Source organism: Cohaesibacter intestini (assembly GCF_003324485.1).
Lineage (GTDB): Bacteria > Pseudomonadota > Alphaproteobacteria > Rhizobiales > Cohaesibacteraceae > Cohaesibacter > Cohaesibacter intestini.
The window spans coordinates 205901-222229 of sequence record NZ_QODK01000002.1 but is presented as its reverse complement, the minus strand read 5'-3'; the positions used below and the strand labels follow the sequence as shown (position 1 = coordinate 222229).

Here is a 16329-nt window from a genome sequence, read left to right as displayed (position 1 = left end):
GATATCGGGGTGAAAGGCCTCATGGGTGCCGGAAGCGCGGAAAAAGGGGAAAAGAGGGCTGTCCTGTCGTCTGAAGGGAAGTTCGAGGACCTGCTGACGCCTGAGATGCCGCTTGAACAGCGTGCAGCGGTGGGCAACATGCGCGTTTCGTCTTCTCTGTCAACTGTCGGGATCTGGATGCGGCTCTATCTGAAGATAGAGGCACTCGGCCTGCAGCTGGCGGCAAGCTGGCGGGACGATTGCGCGTGCCGGAATGCCCGCTTTCTTTGGTGCGCGCTGGCGATGGCGTTTGGTGCCGGGGCCTATTACTCGCTGCCGGATGAGCCCAGTTTCATGATTGTGGTAACTTTGATGCTGGCAAGCGCTCTATGGGGATGGCGGCGGGCCAGAAAGGGGCTGGTGGATTTTGTTCTTCTGCTGGCTATCTCGGCGCTGTCTGGCCTGTCTGTTGCCAGTTATCACGGGCAGTTTGCGTCCACCCCAGTCTTGCAGAGAGAGCTATCCAGCGCGATCACAGGGGTGATTGATCATATCGACTATCGGCAGCGGAACGGTCGCAAAGATGAACGCTGGACACTCCGCGTGGAGACGATTGACCGGATTGGAACCGATCCGTTGCCACAGCGACTGCTGCTGGTGCGCAAGGCGTTGGGGGAGCGTTTTGCGGTGGGGGAGCGCATCCGGTTATTGGCCAGATTGCAGCCGCTGCAACGGCCTTCTTATCCCGGTGCCTTTGACTATGCCCGCTATCTCTGGGCGCGTTCGATCGGTGGGCAAGGCTATATGGGGCGCAAGATTGAGCGGCTACCGAAGGCGCAGGATACGGGTATTGCGGCATGGTGGGATGCGGCGCGGCACGGGATCGAAAGCAAGAGAAGTGCGATCGCCACGCAGATTTTGGAGCGGATAGAAGGGGAGGCCGGAGGCCTTGCCATAGCATTGGCAGTCGGTAAGCGAGACTATCTGGCCAGTGATGTGAAAGAAGCTCTCAGGCAGAGTGGTCTGGCGCATATACTTGCCATTTCAGGGCTGCATATGGCGCTTGTTTCCATGTCGATCTTTTGGGGCGTGCGGGCCCTGTTTGCTTTGGTGCCGCATTTGGCCTTGTCATATCCGATCCGACAATGGGCTGCGGCCATCGCCCTTATTTGTGCTGCAAGCTATCTGGTTCTGTCGGGTGGGTCGGTTGCGACGATCCGGGCTTTTCTGATGATGGCGATTTTTCTGATCGCAATCATATTGGGGCGTCCGGCACTGACCCTGCACAATCTGGCATTGGCCCTGATTGCGGTGATCCTCTTTCAGCCCTATTCGATGGTTGAGGCGGGCATGCAAATGTCCTTTGCTGCCACCGCTGCACTGATCGCCTCCTATGATCGAATACGGGTGATGCGCATTGCTTATCGGGTAAAGCAGGAAGACAGGGGAACGCAATATCACGCGTCCGGCCTGCACTGGATGGCGCTGATACGCACGGCGGTGCGCTGGATCGGCGGAATCGGCGCAACTTCCCTGATTGCGGGTGTCGCTGTGTTGCCCTTTTCCATTGCCCATTTCCAGCAGATGGCTCCCCTGGGCCTGATTGCCAATTTGATGGTGATGCCGATCATCAGTCTGATTGTCATGCCGTTTGGGCTGGTTTCCGTCGCACTGGTGCCCGTTGGGTTGCAGGCGCTGACATTGCCTCTGGTCGGCTGGGGACTGGAGCGGGTGATTGCGTCTGCGCGTTGGATTGCCGAGCATACAGATGAACAGCTGTTGGTGGTCAGTGGGCAGGGTATGGTCTTGTGGCTGTTTGTACTGGCGATTGCGGCCTATGCCATCCACCGTGGTGGGCTTGCTTGGCTGGCGCTTGCTCCGATTGGGGCCGCTCTGCTGGTCTGGCATCTGGTCGTGCCTGCCGATCTCTGGATTTCTGGCAATGGCACAAGGGTGGCCTATCGAGGCACAGACCAGAGATGGCATCAGATCGGCTCGAAACGCGTCACGATTGATTTTGCCTCTTTGTTGCATTTTGACGGTGATGCCCGCTTGCTGGCCGCAAACCGAGCAGAAGACGACCCTCATGCCGAAGGCGAACGGAATACCTCCGGGCTACGCGCTGCTGTGCGTGTGACAACACGCCATGAGGAAGAGGGCAAGGTGCCCAAGGCGGGATGTGACCGGTTTGCTTGTTTTGCTGCTGGTCTCCATCGGGCGGATGGTCGTCCTACAGCGCTTTCGATTGGTCTGGTGCGCAAGGCGTCTGCCTTTGACGAAGTGTGTGCCACGCACGACATCATCGTCTCGAAACTACCTATTCCTGCCGCATGTGCGGGACCTCGCCATCGCATTGGACCGGATGAGTTGGCAGAGGGGGGGGGCCGTTTTGTCTGGTTTGAGCAGATTGCAAGACCTGTCGTGGACAAAGGCGGCAAAAGCTCAGTGTCGAACGCCAAGGAGACAGCAGCGAGACGGCCAATAAAGTCTTATGATGGCACTGCGGCAAGCCATCACTGGGAGCTGCACGAAGTTGCATCCTTCATCGCGGGGCGTCGCCCTTGGCAATGACACATATTTGGCAATGACGCTTACTTGGTCATCGGGCCATAGGTGTCTTGATCAACGGTGGCATTCAGCAACCGCGATATCGAATTAGACACCGTGATGCCCTGCGGGCCTTTGGCCTCCCAAACTGGGCTCGCCAAAGGATTTGGGTGGCCTATTGTGTTGAATGCTTTGAGGCGATCGAACCAACCGCGATTAGTATTGACGCATTAGGCCAACAAGCTTGCCCTGCACCCGAACACGATCCGGTCCGAAAATCCGGGTTTCATAGGCCGGGTTTGCTGCCTCCAGTGCGATGGAGCCGCCTTTCTTGCGCAGGCGCTTCAAGGTCGCCTCTTCATCATCAACAAGTGCGACAACGATATCACCGGAGACCGCATCGTCGGACTTCTTGATCACGACGGTATCGCCATCAAGAATGCCCGCTTCGATCATGGAATCGCCGCGCACCTCAAGCGCGAAATGCTCGCCACCGCGCAGCATGTCAACAGGCACGGATATGGTGTGAGACTGATGCTGGATTGCGGAAATGGGAACACCGGCAGCAATGCGGCCCATGACAGGGACAGAGACGCCGCTGCTTTGTTCGTCGGCAACCGGTTTGCTGGCGGGAGGGGTTTTCTTCTTGCCCAAACCGCCCTCTACGACGGAGGGTGAGAAACCACGGGTGGCGGAATGAAGAGTAGGGCTGTTCGCTTCTGGCAGCTTGAGCACTTCGAGTGCGCGAGCGCGGTTGGGCAGGCGGCGGATGAAGCCTCTTTCTTCCAGCGCCGTGATCAGGCGATGAATGCCGGATTTGGAACGCAGATCGAGGGCATCTTTCATTTCGTCGAAGGAAGGAGGAACGCCGGTTTCCTTGATGCGCTCGTTGATGAACATCAGAAGTTCATGCTGTTTTCGCGTAAGCATTGCTGTCTCCTGTCTGAAGCAAAATGCCCGGCTGAGAATCAAGCGAGACATCTGTGGCACAAATCACGAACAAACCATATCTGTTCCCTCTGTGTTCCGCAAGGGGAAATTCTGCATTCGTCGCATGTAACCGCGGTTTCTTGCCTTGCGCTGCTGTTCAAGGTGGGAGGGTGCCAGTCAGGACACAGCCTTTGTGCCTTTGTTGGCGGGATCATTTTCCATAATCCAGTCGGCAACAGCCTTGGCGATTGCGTCATAGACAGACTTGCCGATGGCTTCGCCAATGGCCGTATGAAGGCCGGCAAAGCAAGTGTCGCCGATGGGGGCGGCAATGGCGATGCAATCCGTTCCTGTGCCCGTCGCAAGGCCGGTCGGGATCGCATAGTGGGCGTCGCAAATGGCCGCTGTCCGGGCTTGGGTGGCAATCGAACTGGCTTCGAGCATGGCGGCTTTGGTCAGGCCTTCGCTAAGCAGCACGGCAATGTTGATGGTACCCCAGTCCTTGTCCTGATGATCAACCCGCGCGCCGATCCGTTCTGCGTTCGACAAACCGACTGTTGCGACACACAGCGCTGATACCTCGTCCACTTCTGCAGACGCAATCTCATATCGAGTGATGCTGCGTGAGGTGAGCATCGTGACTGCATTGGTGAAACCGTTTTTGTCCTGCTCATGCTGCAGCCATGTGCGCACGTCCAGGTCAACCGGCAAATCATGGTTCTTGACTTCTCGCCACAGGATACGGTCGGCCTCGACAAGGCCGGGGCGGTCGATGGCCCAACTCAACACACGCATGGTCCGGGAAAACTGGATCGTCAGCCAAGGGCAGGCGAGTGTGATGGAAGCAAGGGGAGAGGCTGGATTTGTCACGGGGCGTCAATCATCTATGAAAGGGACGGTCGGCTCGACCGAGACGCAAGTATGCTTACCCGGATTGCCTTATTTCCCCTTCTTAGATGACTCGATTGCGCCCGTCGATTGGCTCAAAGGCGCTGCCCCGGCCTATCAGCAGCCATTGACGAAGGTCAGGATCGGCCATTGCTTCTGCCTGACGGCCTGTTTCTTGATCCAACCGATGCCATCATTGAGTTTGATGCGACACCAAAGACCGTCAGAAGTGAGACTGCAGAAGGTTGCCTTGACACAACTCTCCGGTTTGAGGACTGCTTTGACCGTGGCATTGTTGCGGGGCTCGCTGCGGACGTTGAGATTGACCAGTGCCTTGATGTCGGCCGTTCCGTCGGTGCCCATCGCTGGGGGGGCGAATTGTCGCGGTTTGGCACAGGTTTGGCCATAGCCAAGATAGGAACAGCGAATAGCCTTTCTGGAGGCTGTGACCTGTTGTGCCAAAGCTGCCTTTTCCAGAATGAGGGGCATTCCACTTTGCAGGAACCTTCCGGAAATGCGCTGTTGGTTGCCACCAACCGCTGCCAGAGGGAGTTTTTTGTCGTCAACGAAGATCAACTGATTGTTTTTCAGCGTCCAGCCGCGAATGCTTGCCAACTGATTGATGCAGTTTTGCGGCTTGATGGGATAGAGCGCGTCTTGCTCTGTGGCTGAGAAAGACAAAATACACTGCCCCTGAGCGGCATGGCGCTGGTCATAGGTGATCCAGTCCCCCGCAAAGGCCTGCGCCACCGCGTTGGTGGATTGGGCCACGGATGGGGTTGGTAGCTGACCCAGCAGGATCAATGCAATGGCAGGCAAGCAAGAGGCGAAGCGTTTTATAAAGTATTTCATTGGTCTATCAGACTTCAAACATTGAGGTGAAAACGGGCTAATCTGGTCTGGCCAAAGCAGGAGCGGGCCGATTGGAAAAGGCAATCAATGGGGCGATAGAGACTTGCCACCGGGCCAAAGCCGTTGTCTCTGGGCAAGGATTTTCTGGCCGGATCGGATCGTCAATGTGGCGGTGACTGCATCCTCATCGGTGACTTTCAACTGGATGCGGGCAATTGCGTTTCCCTCGGTCTGTCCCGGTTCGATAACGCCTGCCTGACGGCTGGCAACGGAGCCGCTTGGGCCCTTTTTCTCGACCATCAGTTCGAGCGTCGTTGCCAAGAAGGCGTCGCCCTTGGTCAATGAAACAAGCGGGCTGATCGTCAGCACGTCTTTCACCATGAAAAGCTGAATGTCCGCCTGCCTTACATCATTCGCAGTGATGCCCGAGCGCGCCTCAACCGCGCCCGTGGCTGCAAGGGGCAAGCCCAAAAAGGACAAGGTGAGCCACTGGGGAACTTTCATGTCGCATCCTTCTCTCATGACAATGCAATTGACCTCTGATCGGAATCAGCGGGATGTCAGGGTCGATTGGGTGATGCTGACAGAGGCCCCATTGGTCACGATGAGTGCCGGGACGGTCGTCGAAGTGTTGTTGCCATTCACCGTGTAGCTATATTCACCGGCATTGATGCCCGTCACCTGAAGCTCGGTGTTGTTGTTGTCGCCATTCTGGGTGAGGGACGCGCGGACATTGTCTGTCGGCAAGCCGGTGGTGCCAATCGCAACTGTGCCCTGATTGCTGTTGCCCTGCTGCAGGACGTTGACCTCGGACAAGGAGCCATTGATGGTGGCGTTGGCTGTGTTGTTGCTGCCATCTTGCAGAATGGCGGCGAAGGAACCACCGGTCAGGCCGGAATTGATGGCAACCGTGGCATCATTGTTGCTGTCGGTGATCTGGCCACCCTGCTGGAGAAAGACCACGCCGCCTTCGCCCTCGAGAGTGATGTTAGCCGTGTTGCCCGTACCGATCTGGGTGGCCGGGTTGGCAAGAGCCCCGGCCTCATTGGTGGTCAGGTCGATCCGATTGAAGGTCGTGTCTTCAAGCGTGAGACCGGGAACCAGATCTACACCGCCAACTTGGCTGTTGTTGGCGTTTTGTTGGTCAACGAAAATCTCGTTGGCTGTGCCTTCCTGTTTCAGGATCAGGACATTGCTGTCGCCAGCATGCGCAGGAAGGAGTGTCAGACCGCAAATGGCTGCGGCCGTGATGCCCAATGTCGTATGCGATCGTATCTTCATGTGCCGCTCTCCGTTTGTGACGGGCACATCTCAGAACGAACGTTGCGAGATACTTATGGCGTTGCCATTGCCCATCTGACTGATGCTTGCGTGGTTGTTCTGGCCGACCTGCAGAATGGCGGCCTGATTGTCAAAACCTTGAATGGTGGCGGTCAGGCTGTTGCCTTGGCCGTCTTGCCTGGCCGCAAACAGATTGTCAGATCCCTGAATGTCGATCTGCATGCTGTTGCCAGCGCCTGTTTGCTGCAAGTGACCGGGCTCCAGTCCGCTATCAAGGGTGATGCCGCTGAAGGCGCTGCCAATTGCACCACCATTGTTGTTGCCGGTGATCGTGATCTCCATGAGATTGCCTTGGCCAAGTCCCATGGCAGCCGATTGTTCGAGAACCAGACTGTTCGTGTCTCCAGTTACAATCAGGTCAAGCGTGTTTCCTTCCTGATTGGTCGCGGACAGCAACGTGATGACATTGTCGTCCTGTGTTGCATGGGCCACCGTGCTTGATGCTAGCAAAGCGGCAGCCATAACCATTTGTTTGATCATTTCCTCATCCTGAGCTGGTGTCGTTTGAAACCATCAGAACAGGAAAACTTTACTCGCCTCTTATTCGCCGCAAGAAATCGACATATATGGCCGCTTTGTTGGTTGCAGAGTGAATCTTAGATTAAACTAAGGCGATTATATTGTCTATGTTGCAACCTGTTTCTACTGCAGGATGACAGCTTGGTTGTAATTGCCGGTCTGGCGAAGAAGGGTATAGTTCAAATCGCCCGACTGAATGACCACTGCCTGATTGTTGTCGCCGATAATTTCGCCTTCGATCACATTCTGATTGCCATTCTGGGAGGTGGCAAATTTGTTAAAGTTACTGTTTTCGGTGGCAATCCGGATGCTGTTCTGATCGCCGGATTGTCGGATGTCTCCGGGCTCAAGACTGCCAGCATGGGAAAGAGCCAGTTCGGAAAAACCACCCAAGGCGGGATCATTATTCTGATTGCTGCGGGTGATTGGCGCGACGCCACCGTCAAAGGACACGTCAATGATGTTGTCATTGCCGTCCTGTTCGATGAAAAGGCTGTTATTGTCGCCGCGGCTCGAAACGGCAGTGGCGTTGAGATTTCCGGTCTGACTAAAATCATAACGGTTGCCATCGCCGATCTGCAGCAAGGCGACTTCATTCTCCTCACCGTCGACCGTTCCGCTGATGACATTGCCATCGCCATCCTGCACAAAGCCATAGAGATTGGCGACGGATGCGCCGGATGTTACGAAATTGAGCATGTTTTCGTCGCCAAGTTGGCGCAGTTCTGCCTGGGCCACTTGCAGCAGTCGGGTGACATTGTTGGTAAACTGCCCAAGCCCTCCCATTCCGTCACCGCCATTGTCATCGCCTCCCAGCGTGATGGTGGCAAGATTGCCGACCACGCCCATCAATGCGTTATTTTGCAACAGGGAGAAAACCAGATTGCGCGAGCCGGTCATGGTGACGATCGCCCGGTTGCCCGTGCCATCCTGTCGAAAAGTGTCAAGGCGATTGTCGGTGCCGTCTTCCTGGGTGACGGTTGCCCCGTTGCCCGAACCGAACTGGCGCAGATCGCCCACCTGATTGGCGGCTTCCTGCTGGGTGATGGTCGCCAGATTGTCGGTGCCGTCCTGAACCAGAATTTGCACCCGGTTGCCCGTGTCGCCTCCATTGGATCCGTCATACTGAGAGATGGTCGCTATGTTGGCGCTGGTGCCGGTCTGGATCTGGAGAATTTCGCCCACCGTGTGAGCACTGTCGCCATTGCCACTGCCCACGGCACCAAGGATCGAGGCATCGGTCTGGGTGATGGTCAGGCTGTTGCTTGGCCCGGAAGCGAGACTGGTCGGAGCGACTTGTGATACCGCGCCAATGACATTCAGCCCCGTGCTGGCGGTGGATTGCTGGGTGATGGTCAGGCTGTTGCTGTCGCCCGTCTGATAGAGACCTTGAAGTCCCACGGCGCCTGCGCTACCTGTTGCGCCTGCCTGATTGGCATAGCCGGTCTGGGTGACCGCTACGTCATTGTTGCTGCCATCCTGCAAGACAAAAAGGGAACTGTCGTTCGCACCGACCATGTTGGCCTCACCCAACTGGTCTATGGCGACCCTGTTGGTGACACCGGTCTGGCCGATATAGACTTCATTGTCATTGGCCAAGGCGGGGCTTGCGAGCATGAGGAGCGCCATGGCGGATGTCAGGCGGATAACACTTGGCCGTTTCATGATGTCACCTCAAGCAAAGAAAAAGAAAAGATAGTAAATCAATCAAAATGGTCGGGCAGGAAATCCCGCCCGACCTGAAGGTCAGATGATTGTCGCTTATTGAGTGATGCCAACGATGTTGCCGGAGCCAACCTGGCTTACGACAGAATTGTTGTTGTTGCCATTCTGCGCAATTGCCACCTGGTTGGTGCTGCCAGCAGAGATGTCGACCTGAACATTGTTGGAGTCACCAACCTGAGACATGGCCAGAAGGTTGTTGTTGCTCAGATCGCCGGAGAGGCCGACATTCCACGTTGCCGTGTTGGACTGGCCGTTCTGAACGAAAGACCCAGTGGTGAGGCCGGTGCTTGAAGCATCTCCGGTGAAACCAACAGGGGATGCGCCATTGTTGTTGCCGAAAATGGTGATCGCTGCATTGTTCCAGCGTTTGCCAAACTGACGGACACTGAAGTCATTGCTGTTGCCGGTAACAGCAATGTCTGCCGTTTGCGAATCGTGTGGACCCTGATTGACGTCAATCGTGTTGCTGGAACCGGTGACATCCATGTTGGTCGTGCTGTGGTTCCCATTCTGGTAGACGGTCAAGTCGTTGGACCCACCCAGAACGGTCAGGTTTGCTGTCATGTCATCGCGGATCTGGTCAACGTCAATCAGGTTCAGGTCGCCTGTGATGCTTGCGAGGGTCGTGCTTGCGTTGCCATCTTGCACCACGTCAACACCATTGTTGTTGCCCGCAACATTCGTGGTGGCCGCATTGCCGTTGCCATCCTGAAGAATGTCGAGATCATTCGAGCTTCCTGCGACATCGACATCGACGTCGTTGTCCGTGGTCGATGCATTCTGTTGCAAGACATTGATATCGTTGGAGTCACCGCTGGTGATGTCAATGTCTGCAATGGTGCCGTCGCTTTGCCGCAGCAGGACATTGTTGCTGTTGCTTGGTGATCCGGCTGTGCCACCCAGGTTGATGTTGGCAAGGTTGCTGTTGGTGCCATCCTGCAGCACGCCGATATTGTTGCTGTCACCAACGATGCCTTCAATGGTCAGATCATTGCCCGTTGCAAGGTTGCTGTTCTGATATACGCCCAACTCGTTCGCATTGCCGGTGATGTTCAGAGCGCTCAGCGTGTTGACGCCGCCTTCTTGGGTGACGCCGAAATCGTTCTGGTCGCCATTGACATTCAGCTCAATCGTGTTGCCGGTGCCGTTCTGAATAAGCTCGCCGTTGGTAACCCCCACATTCGCTGCATACCCGTCGAGCGTTTCTCTCACACCGCCAATATAGGTCGAGCCATTGCTGCCACCAATGATCGTTGCGGTGATGCTGTTGTCATCATCGCCGGTGTTGGTTTGCGTGACGCTGTTCAGGTCGTTGGAGTAACCCGATTGGGTGATGGTCGTGGTGTTGTTGCCCGCGCCAGTGCCCGTGGTCTGATCGAGGTTGCGTACACTGTTCGAGTAACCGCCATTCTGTGTCACAGTTGCACTGTTGGCGCCTGTGCCCAACACCGCGTTCTGATCAACGCTGAAAACATTTTGATGCGCATGACTGCTTTGCAGAATTTCCAGGGCGTTGGAGTTTGTGTCGCCATTGTTGGTCTGGTGGGCATAGGCTTCGTTGTTGGTGCCACCTGACTGATCAATCAATGCGGTGTTTGCAGAGCCCGATTGCGTGAGGGTCGCATTGTTGTCTGCTGCGAAGGCGGAGGCAGCAACCGAAAGTCCTGCTGTTGCCGCTAGAAGGGCCAAACGAAGTTTTTTCATAATTAAGTCTCCAAAATCAAATGTCTATTTCAAGAGCTTCACCCATGTCGCCCGTGGCTTTAGCCAGCCCTTGGTGCAATGCTATCGTCAAACTCGATTGCAACCTGATTGTGTAATCGGCAACATTGCAATCATTTATAATTCATTAAGATACCAAGTCAATATAAAAGTTACCAAGTGGTTAATGTGTTAACTTATTGTATTAATTCGCTAAATATCGCCGTAAGCGTCATGTTTTCTAATATAAAACAAAAAGTCTGCAGCAGATTTTCGTTCTGCAACCTAACGCAACTTGAGATTTAAGGTGCGAATCTACCCTGATGGAGACTCGTTGCTTGAATAAGGTGGTGGAAGGCGTCTTGTTTTTTGCTTCACGGGTCTTTTTACTTTTGCCTTGGATGGGCGATATGTCCGCGGGACCGTTGTGGTGATGGACGCAACTCTTCCGGTTTCCGGGCTGGCTTTGGCAAGCGCCATGGCATCGGTTGCCAGACCCTGCTTGCCGGTGCGATAGGTGCGCACATAGTTCAATCCATCATCCGGATCGCGGAACTGCCAGATGCCCAGATCGACGCCTTCGACGATCATCGCTTCAACGGCTTTCTCAACGGCTGCTTCAACGGCCAGTTGGCGTGGTTCGTTGTTGGTTATGCCAGCTTCCCCTTCGAGCAGTTCATCAAGCTTGATGAAGCGGAAGACGCCTGCCTGCAAGGCGACCGATACCACGGTCTTGCGGGCGGTGACCGTTGCAAGCACCTCGCCGCTTTTTGTTGAGACGGCTCTGAGCGCAACGGTGATTTCATCCTTGGAATATTTCGTGTCGGCCCCGATACCGAGATAGCGCGCACCGATGCCGCCCGTATTGACATTGGAGTTATAGCCGACAATGCCGCCTTCGATGATGATGGCTGCATGTTTGAGCGGGGGCAGGGCGCGAGCGCTTATTCTTGTCTCACCGCGATAAAGACGGCGCATTTCGGTGACGATCTGACGTTCCTTGAGCAGATTGGCCAGCCGGTTGCGCTCCATCACGGTAAACCATTGGCGGTTCCCCGCATCCTGAAGGGCCTTGATCAGGATGGCTGCGCCGCCTTGCGTGACCGCGCGTGAGAGCTGCTGATAATTTTTGGCTTCCTTATACTGCCCGGTCTGGTCCTGAAACTCATAGACGGCGACCGGGATCCGCTTTTTCGGTGGCGGGATCTGGCGCAGCTTGAGATTGACCGGAGTGATCTGCGCAACAATCGGCTCTTCGGTCATCAGGGTTTGATGAGAGGCGCAGCCTGTCAATGCAACAAGGCAGAGGGTGGACGTGGCGATCAGGCCTTTGCGCATAGAGGCGCGAGCTGAAGCGCGGAGAGTGTCAACAATAGGCATGAAATTCATCCGCTCTTAGTTGGAGACGAGTTGCGGGACTTCGATTTCCGTCACGGTGCCATCGGTAAAATCGGTGATGACCAGCGAAATGGAGTCGGTGCCACGGTTGAAGGTGATTTCGGTGTCGCCGAAGGTCACCGTGCCGCTGTCTTGCGGGTTGTCGCCGAAGATTGCTTCGGTCACCTGGCTTGCCAGAGCCGAGAGCAGACGACCCTCCAGCTGCCGGACGAACAGATCAGCTGACGTGGAACTGGACGAAGAAGTGGTGTTGTTCGACGCGTTGCTGTTGGCGTCACTGGCAGTTGCCGTGCGTTGGGCATTGGCGGTTGAAATTAGGTGTGATGAGTTCAACGCGTTGCCCCCGAAGGATGGGTTGACCGGCGTGTAGGTCAGTTCGGCGGCCCCGACGGGGCCAGTTGCGGCGAGAATGCCGACAAGAACGAAAAGTCTTTTCACTGTTTTTCCCCCGGTCAATGACACTCTGGATGGCAGTCCGCTCTGGAATTGCCTGTCATTGGTCACTTAAGTCTGGCCTGATGAGGCGTAATTCGTATAAGTTGAATTAAATTTTGTATACAACTTAAAGGATTGTTAGTGTACTGGTTGTATCTAGTCAATCTAATAAATTACAGATTGTGGTTAGGGCGTGATTTTCTTGCAACGGTTGACGGTCTGGAGCGCATGAAAAGGCCAAAACTAGCCTACTTGCGGTGGATGACTGCCAGAGTTTGTCTTTTTCTGGCTTGCTGCCTCATTCTGCCTCTATCGAATGGTACAATGCGTGCGTGTGGTGCGATCCGGGGCAATATTTCGCTTGTTCGGAGCGCAAACAGGCAGGGCTGGTTTGACCAGTTGTGAGGATGCCTGATGAGGGGAGCAATATCGAATGTGTATTATCAGTTGCTATAGAGCGTCGCGCTGGATGACACTTGCGTCATTCCTTCTCGGCATGACGATCGTTTCCACCGGAGCAAAGGCGCGTGATCCGGTCGCGATGCCCGAAGATTTAACCGTAACGGTTGGGACCCAAGGCAGCCAGTTGGCAGGAAATGACAGATTTCTCAAGGGGCCGAGCCTTGTGATGTCTGGCTTTTCGGGCACCAATGAAAGCGGGGACGGCTTTATCAATCTCGAAGGGGCCTCGGTGTCCGTCTTTCCGATTGATGGTTTGGGGGCATTTGAAGGCAAGGAAGCCAAACGACCCGCTTATGTCACAATTCCGGCCGGAGCGGTCGGGCAGATTTTCGGTATAGCACTGGATGACGCAGAGGCGCCCAGCCTTTATCTGACGGCGACGTCTGCTTATGGTCTTCCGATCTCCGGTGCGGACCAGAATGGAGACGGGCAGGAAGACAAGCTGCTGACCGGGCGAGCTGATGCCCGTTTTATGGAAGGGCTGTTTGGACCGAACCCGGACAATGCGCCGGGCAGCGTCTGGAAAGTGGATGGCGTGAGCGGAGAAGTCTCGCTGTTTGCCTCGATCAAGCTGGCGGGCAAAGCCAATGCTGGGCCTGCCCTTGGCAATATTGCCTTTGACAAACAGAGCCAGCAACTTTTCGTCTCCGATCTGGAAACGGGGATGATTTTCCGCCTTGATATGGATGGCAATGTGCTCGAGGCCTTTGACCACGGAACCACAGCGCGGTCTCTGGCCGGGCTGCCGAAGGTGCCCCATGAAGGCACGGCGCGTCTTGATATTCGTGATCCCAGCTTTGATGTTGAGGATCCGGAAAGTTGGCACTTCGCCCCTGCAGAACGACGGGTCTGGGGCTTGGCTGCCCATGAGGGGCGGCTCTTTTATGCCGTGGCTGACGGGCCGGAGATCTGGTCGGTTGGTATTGCGCCCGGTGATGGCGGCTTCCTGTTTGATGCCCGCAAAGAACTGATCCTGCCGGACGGAGTTCCGCCGCTTGAGATTACTGATATTGCTTTTGGGCCTGATGGTTCGATGATCCTTGCCCAGCGTGGGGAGCGTGTCGGCTCGTTCGATTTTTCCAAGGTGACCAAGGCGCGGCGGGCTGAGGTGCTGCGCTTCGTCAAAGAGCGTGATGACAGCTGGCGGGCTCAGCCCGAACCCTATGCCATCGGCTTTGCCAGTCAGTATAGCAATGGCACCGGTGGTGTGGCGCTGGGCCCCGACTATGACGCAAACGGCAAGATGGACGCAGATGCCTGCCAGAATGTGCTCTGGAGCAGTGGTGAACGTCTGCGCTTTGCGCCCAATCTGGATGAGCGCCTGAAAGACGGTGGTGCGATGCGGATTGATGGGGTGCAAGCGCAGCCATTCGATTTGTCCCGGCAAGAGAATAGCCCGCCATGGAAGAGCCATTTCATCGATTATGACGGCGCCTATCCCGATCGCAGTGACAGTGGTTTGGTCGGGGATGTGGAAGTCTATGGTTGTCAGGGCATCGGATATCAGCCACCAGAAGAGCAGCCCGAACAGAGGGAAGAGGAGCCGCCGGTCATCCCGCTGCCCGACCAGCCTGCACCACCTGAGCTGAGCATTCTGAAGCGCAGCATCAGTGATTGTTCTCTTGATCGCGCAAACCGCACCTATCGCTGTGCCTTCTCGATCGCGGTGACCAACCGCGGCGATCGGGCCTATACGGACAGTCTGATGGTCACCGACAGCTTCTCTGGCACCGATGTGATTGATGTACGGGTGTCGCGTGGGCGAGACTGGCATTGTTCTCGGGTGATTGGCGCGTCGGTCCTTTGCCTTACGGATAGAATCCGGATTGAGGCGGGGGAAACCCATCGCCTGACCCTTGATATGCGACTGGCAGCCCCACCGCGAGATCGCCGGTTTGACAATTGTGCTCTCTTGGGTGTGGGCCAGACACCGGTCCAGCAAGTGACGGCAGCTCAGATGCTGATCGAAGCCAATGGTATCCGCTCCGGTGGGGTGGATGGCCGGATGGGACCGAATACGCGGCGAGGCCTTGAAGAATTGCAGGCTTTGCTGGGAATGGCTGTTACAGGCGACTTGTCACCAGCGTTGTTTGCCAATGCCGGAACGCCGATTGGGGATCGCTCAAGGCAGTCCTGTGTGGATGTACCCCTTCAGGGTGTTCCTCTGCCTCCTCCGCCAGTCGTTGAGCCCCCGGAGGTTTTTGATCCACCGATTGTGGTGCCATTGCCGGATTGTAATTTGCGCTCAACCCGGCCGCGGGGCAACCGTTGTTCCTGCCGCTATGATGGCATGCGCAAGATCTCGCCGACCCAATGTGTCTGCCCGCGCGGCAGTCGCCTTGTACCGGGACGAGGGTGCGTAGATCGGCCAAGGCCACAACCGGTTGCTTGTGATCAGGCGACGACCATTCAACGGGGCAAGGCCTGCCTTTGCCGCTATGACAATATGGTGCGCCGGTCGCCGGTGGCTTGTGCCTGCCCGCGTGGAACAAAGTTGCGTCCGGGCCGGGGATGTGTGCGGTTGGATCGACCACGGCCCCCACGCTGTGATGCCCGTACGACAGTGTTGCGCAACAACCGTTGCGATTGTCGCTATCCCTTCATGGCGAAAACGTCAAACACCGCATGTCGCTGTCTGCCGGGCTTGAAGTTTGTGCCCGGTCGTGGCTGTCAGAAGGTGGTCGTGCCGCAGCCACCGCGCTGTGATGGAACAACGGCCATCAAGCGGGGCGAGAAGTGCGTTTGCCGCTATCCCAATATGCGCAAGACATCGCGGACCTCCTGTGCCTGTAAACCCGGCGCAAGATTCTTGCCGGGACGGGGATGTGTGAGCTTGCGCCCATTGCGCGATCAGATCAATCCACGCAACGTTGTTCCATTGTTGCGGCAATAAGCTTCAAGGACAAGGCTCTGCCTGCTTGGCAGAATCGATAGAGAGGAAAAAGGCTTCCCACTGGCGCATCGTGCCGGGAAGCCTTTTTTCGTGGTGTGGGGGAATAGAATAAAATCTTATCCCGACTGTCTGCTGTAGCACGGCGTTCGATCTTTGCCCGCGTGGGTAAATCGCTTTCGCCTTTCGCATGTCTCTTCATTGTTGCTGCGTGGGAAAGCCATTAAATCTCGTTCAACAATGACAGCAGGGGATACTCAATACCCCTTTTCACCGTATTTGGGCGCCGCTTGTCCGGCTGCCATACCATTGGGAAGAAACAGCATGTTTGTTGTAACGGGCAATAGATTGCTTGACGGCATCGTCGTGTATCTGGCGGCAGCGCATCACTGGGTCGAGGATCTTCAGGGCGCGCGGCTTTATGACACGAGCGATGAGGCTCAGACCGTGCTTGGTGAGCAGAGCGATATGATTGTCAGTCTTGATGTCATCCCGGTAAGCAAACAGGACAATGGCCACGTTGTGGCAGACCGGCTGCGGGAGCGTATCCGGTCGGACGGACCAACCATTCAGCCTTTTGATGCCATTCCTCTCGAGCGCCAATTTTCGACGGCTGCGGACTGAGTGACCATATAGGGCAAGCCGCACTATTGCCGCCTAAC

General features: G+C 56.0%; 13 protein-coding genes. 3 read left to right on the top strand and 10 right to left on the bottom strand.

Going from position 1 to position 16329, the window contains the following annotated elements; genetic code table 11:
- Positions 1-21: 21 nt before the first annotated feature.
- A complete protein-coding gene (locus DSD30_RS06535; protein ID WP_114008843.1) occupies positions 22-2550 on the top strand; it encodes a ComEC/Rec2 family competence protein in 2529 nt (842 codons plus the stop codon).
- A gap of 192 nt (positions 2551-2742) precedes the next feature.
- On the opposite strand, the gene lexA is transcribed toward DSD30_RS06535, so the two are convergent.
- The 10 genes from lexA to DSD30_RS06485 all read right to left on the bottom strand — a co-directional run bounded on the left by lexA (position 2743) and on the right by DSD30_RS06485 (position 12318).
- The gene (gene lexA / locus DSD30_RS06530) at positions 2743-3456 is read right to left on the bottom strand and encodes a transcriptional repressor LexA (protein ID WP_114008841.1); all 714 of its coding nucleotides are present in this window, start codon (positions 3454-3456) and stop codon (positions 2743-2745) included.
- A gap of 177 nt (positions 3457-3633) precedes the next feature.
- Positions 3634-4326: an adenosylcobinamide amidohydrolase gene (locus tag DSD30_RS06525; protein ID WP_245418392.1), complete on the bottom strand. Its 693-nt coding sequence runs from the start codon at positions 4324-4326 to the stop codon at positions 3634-3636.
- A gap of 135 nt (positions 4327-4461) precedes the next feature.
- Positions 4462-5196 carry an SH3 domain-containing protein gene (locus DSD30_RS06520; protein WP_114008838.1) on the bottom strand — a complete coding sequence of 245 codons (735 nt, stop codon included), beginning with the start codon at positions 5194-5196 and terminating at the stop codon, positions 4462-4464.
- A gap of 84 nt (positions 5197-5280) precedes the next feature.
- Complete coding sequence (gene csgH / locus DSD30_RS06515; RefSeq protein ID WP_114008836.1) at positions 5281-5700, bottom strand: curli-like amyloid fiber formation chaperone CsgH; 420 nt, start codon at positions 5698-5700, stop codon at positions 5281-5283.
- 45 nt (positions 5701-5745) lie between these two features.
- Positions 5746-6477: a hypothetical protein gene (locus DSD30_RS06510; protein WP_157967592.1), complete on the bottom strand. Its 732-nt coding sequence runs from the start codon at positions 6475-6477 to the stop codon at positions 5746-5748.
- Positions 6478-6507: 30 nt separating this feature from the next.
- Positions 6508-7017: a hypothetical protein gene (locus DSD30_RS06505; RefSeq protein WP_114008833.1), complete on the bottom strand. Its 510-nt coding sequence runs from the start codon at positions 7015-7017 to the stop codon at positions 6508-6510.
- Between the two features lie 162 nt (positions 7018-7179).
- Positions 7180-8721, bottom strand: coding sequence for an autotransporter outer membrane beta-barrel domain-containing protein (locus DSD30_RS06500; RefSeq protein WP_114008831.1), 1542 nt, complete (start codon positions 8719-8721; stop codon positions 7180-7182).
- Positions 8722-8817: 96 nt separating this feature from the next.
- Positions 8818-10485: a beta strand repeat-containing protein gene (locus DSD30_RS06495; RefSeq protein ID WP_114008830.1), complete on the bottom strand. Its 1668-nt coding sequence runs from the start codon at positions 10483-10485 to the stop codon at positions 8818-8820.
- A gap of 312 nt (positions 10486-10797) precedes the next feature.
- The gene (locus tag DSD30_RS06490; RefSeq protein ID WP_157967591.1) at positions 10798-11862 is read right to left on the bottom strand and encodes a CsgG/HfaB family protein; all 1065 of its coding nucleotides are present in this window, start codon (positions 11860-11862) and stop codon (positions 10798-10800) included.
- Between the two features lie 15 nt (positions 11863-11877).
- Positions 11878-12318 (bottom strand): curli assembly protein CsgF, encoded by a 441-nt coding sequence (locus DSD30_RS06485; protein ID WP_245418391.1) that lies wholly within the window; start codon positions 12316-12318, stop codon positions 11878-11880.
- Positions 12319-12784: 466 nt separating this feature from the next.
- Here DSD30_RS06485 and DSD30_RS06480 point away from each other — a divergent pair, with 466 nt between their 5' ends.
- Together DSD30_RS06480 and DSD30_RS06475 are read left to right on the top strand one after the other, a co-directional pair.
- Positions 12785-15670, top strand: coding sequence for a peptidoglycan-binding domain-containing protein (locus DSD30_RS06480; protein WP_157967590.1), 2886 nt, complete (start codon positions 12785-12787; stop codon positions 15668-15670).
- Positions 15671-15991: 321 nt separating this feature from the next.
- On the top strand, positions 15992-16291 hold the full coding sequence (locus DSD30_RS06475) for a DUF2849 domain-containing protein (RefSeq protein ID WP_157967589.1): 300 nt from the start codon (positions 15992-15994) through the stop codon (positions 16289-16291).
- The last annotated feature ends 38 nt before the right edge of the window (positions 16292-16329 follow it).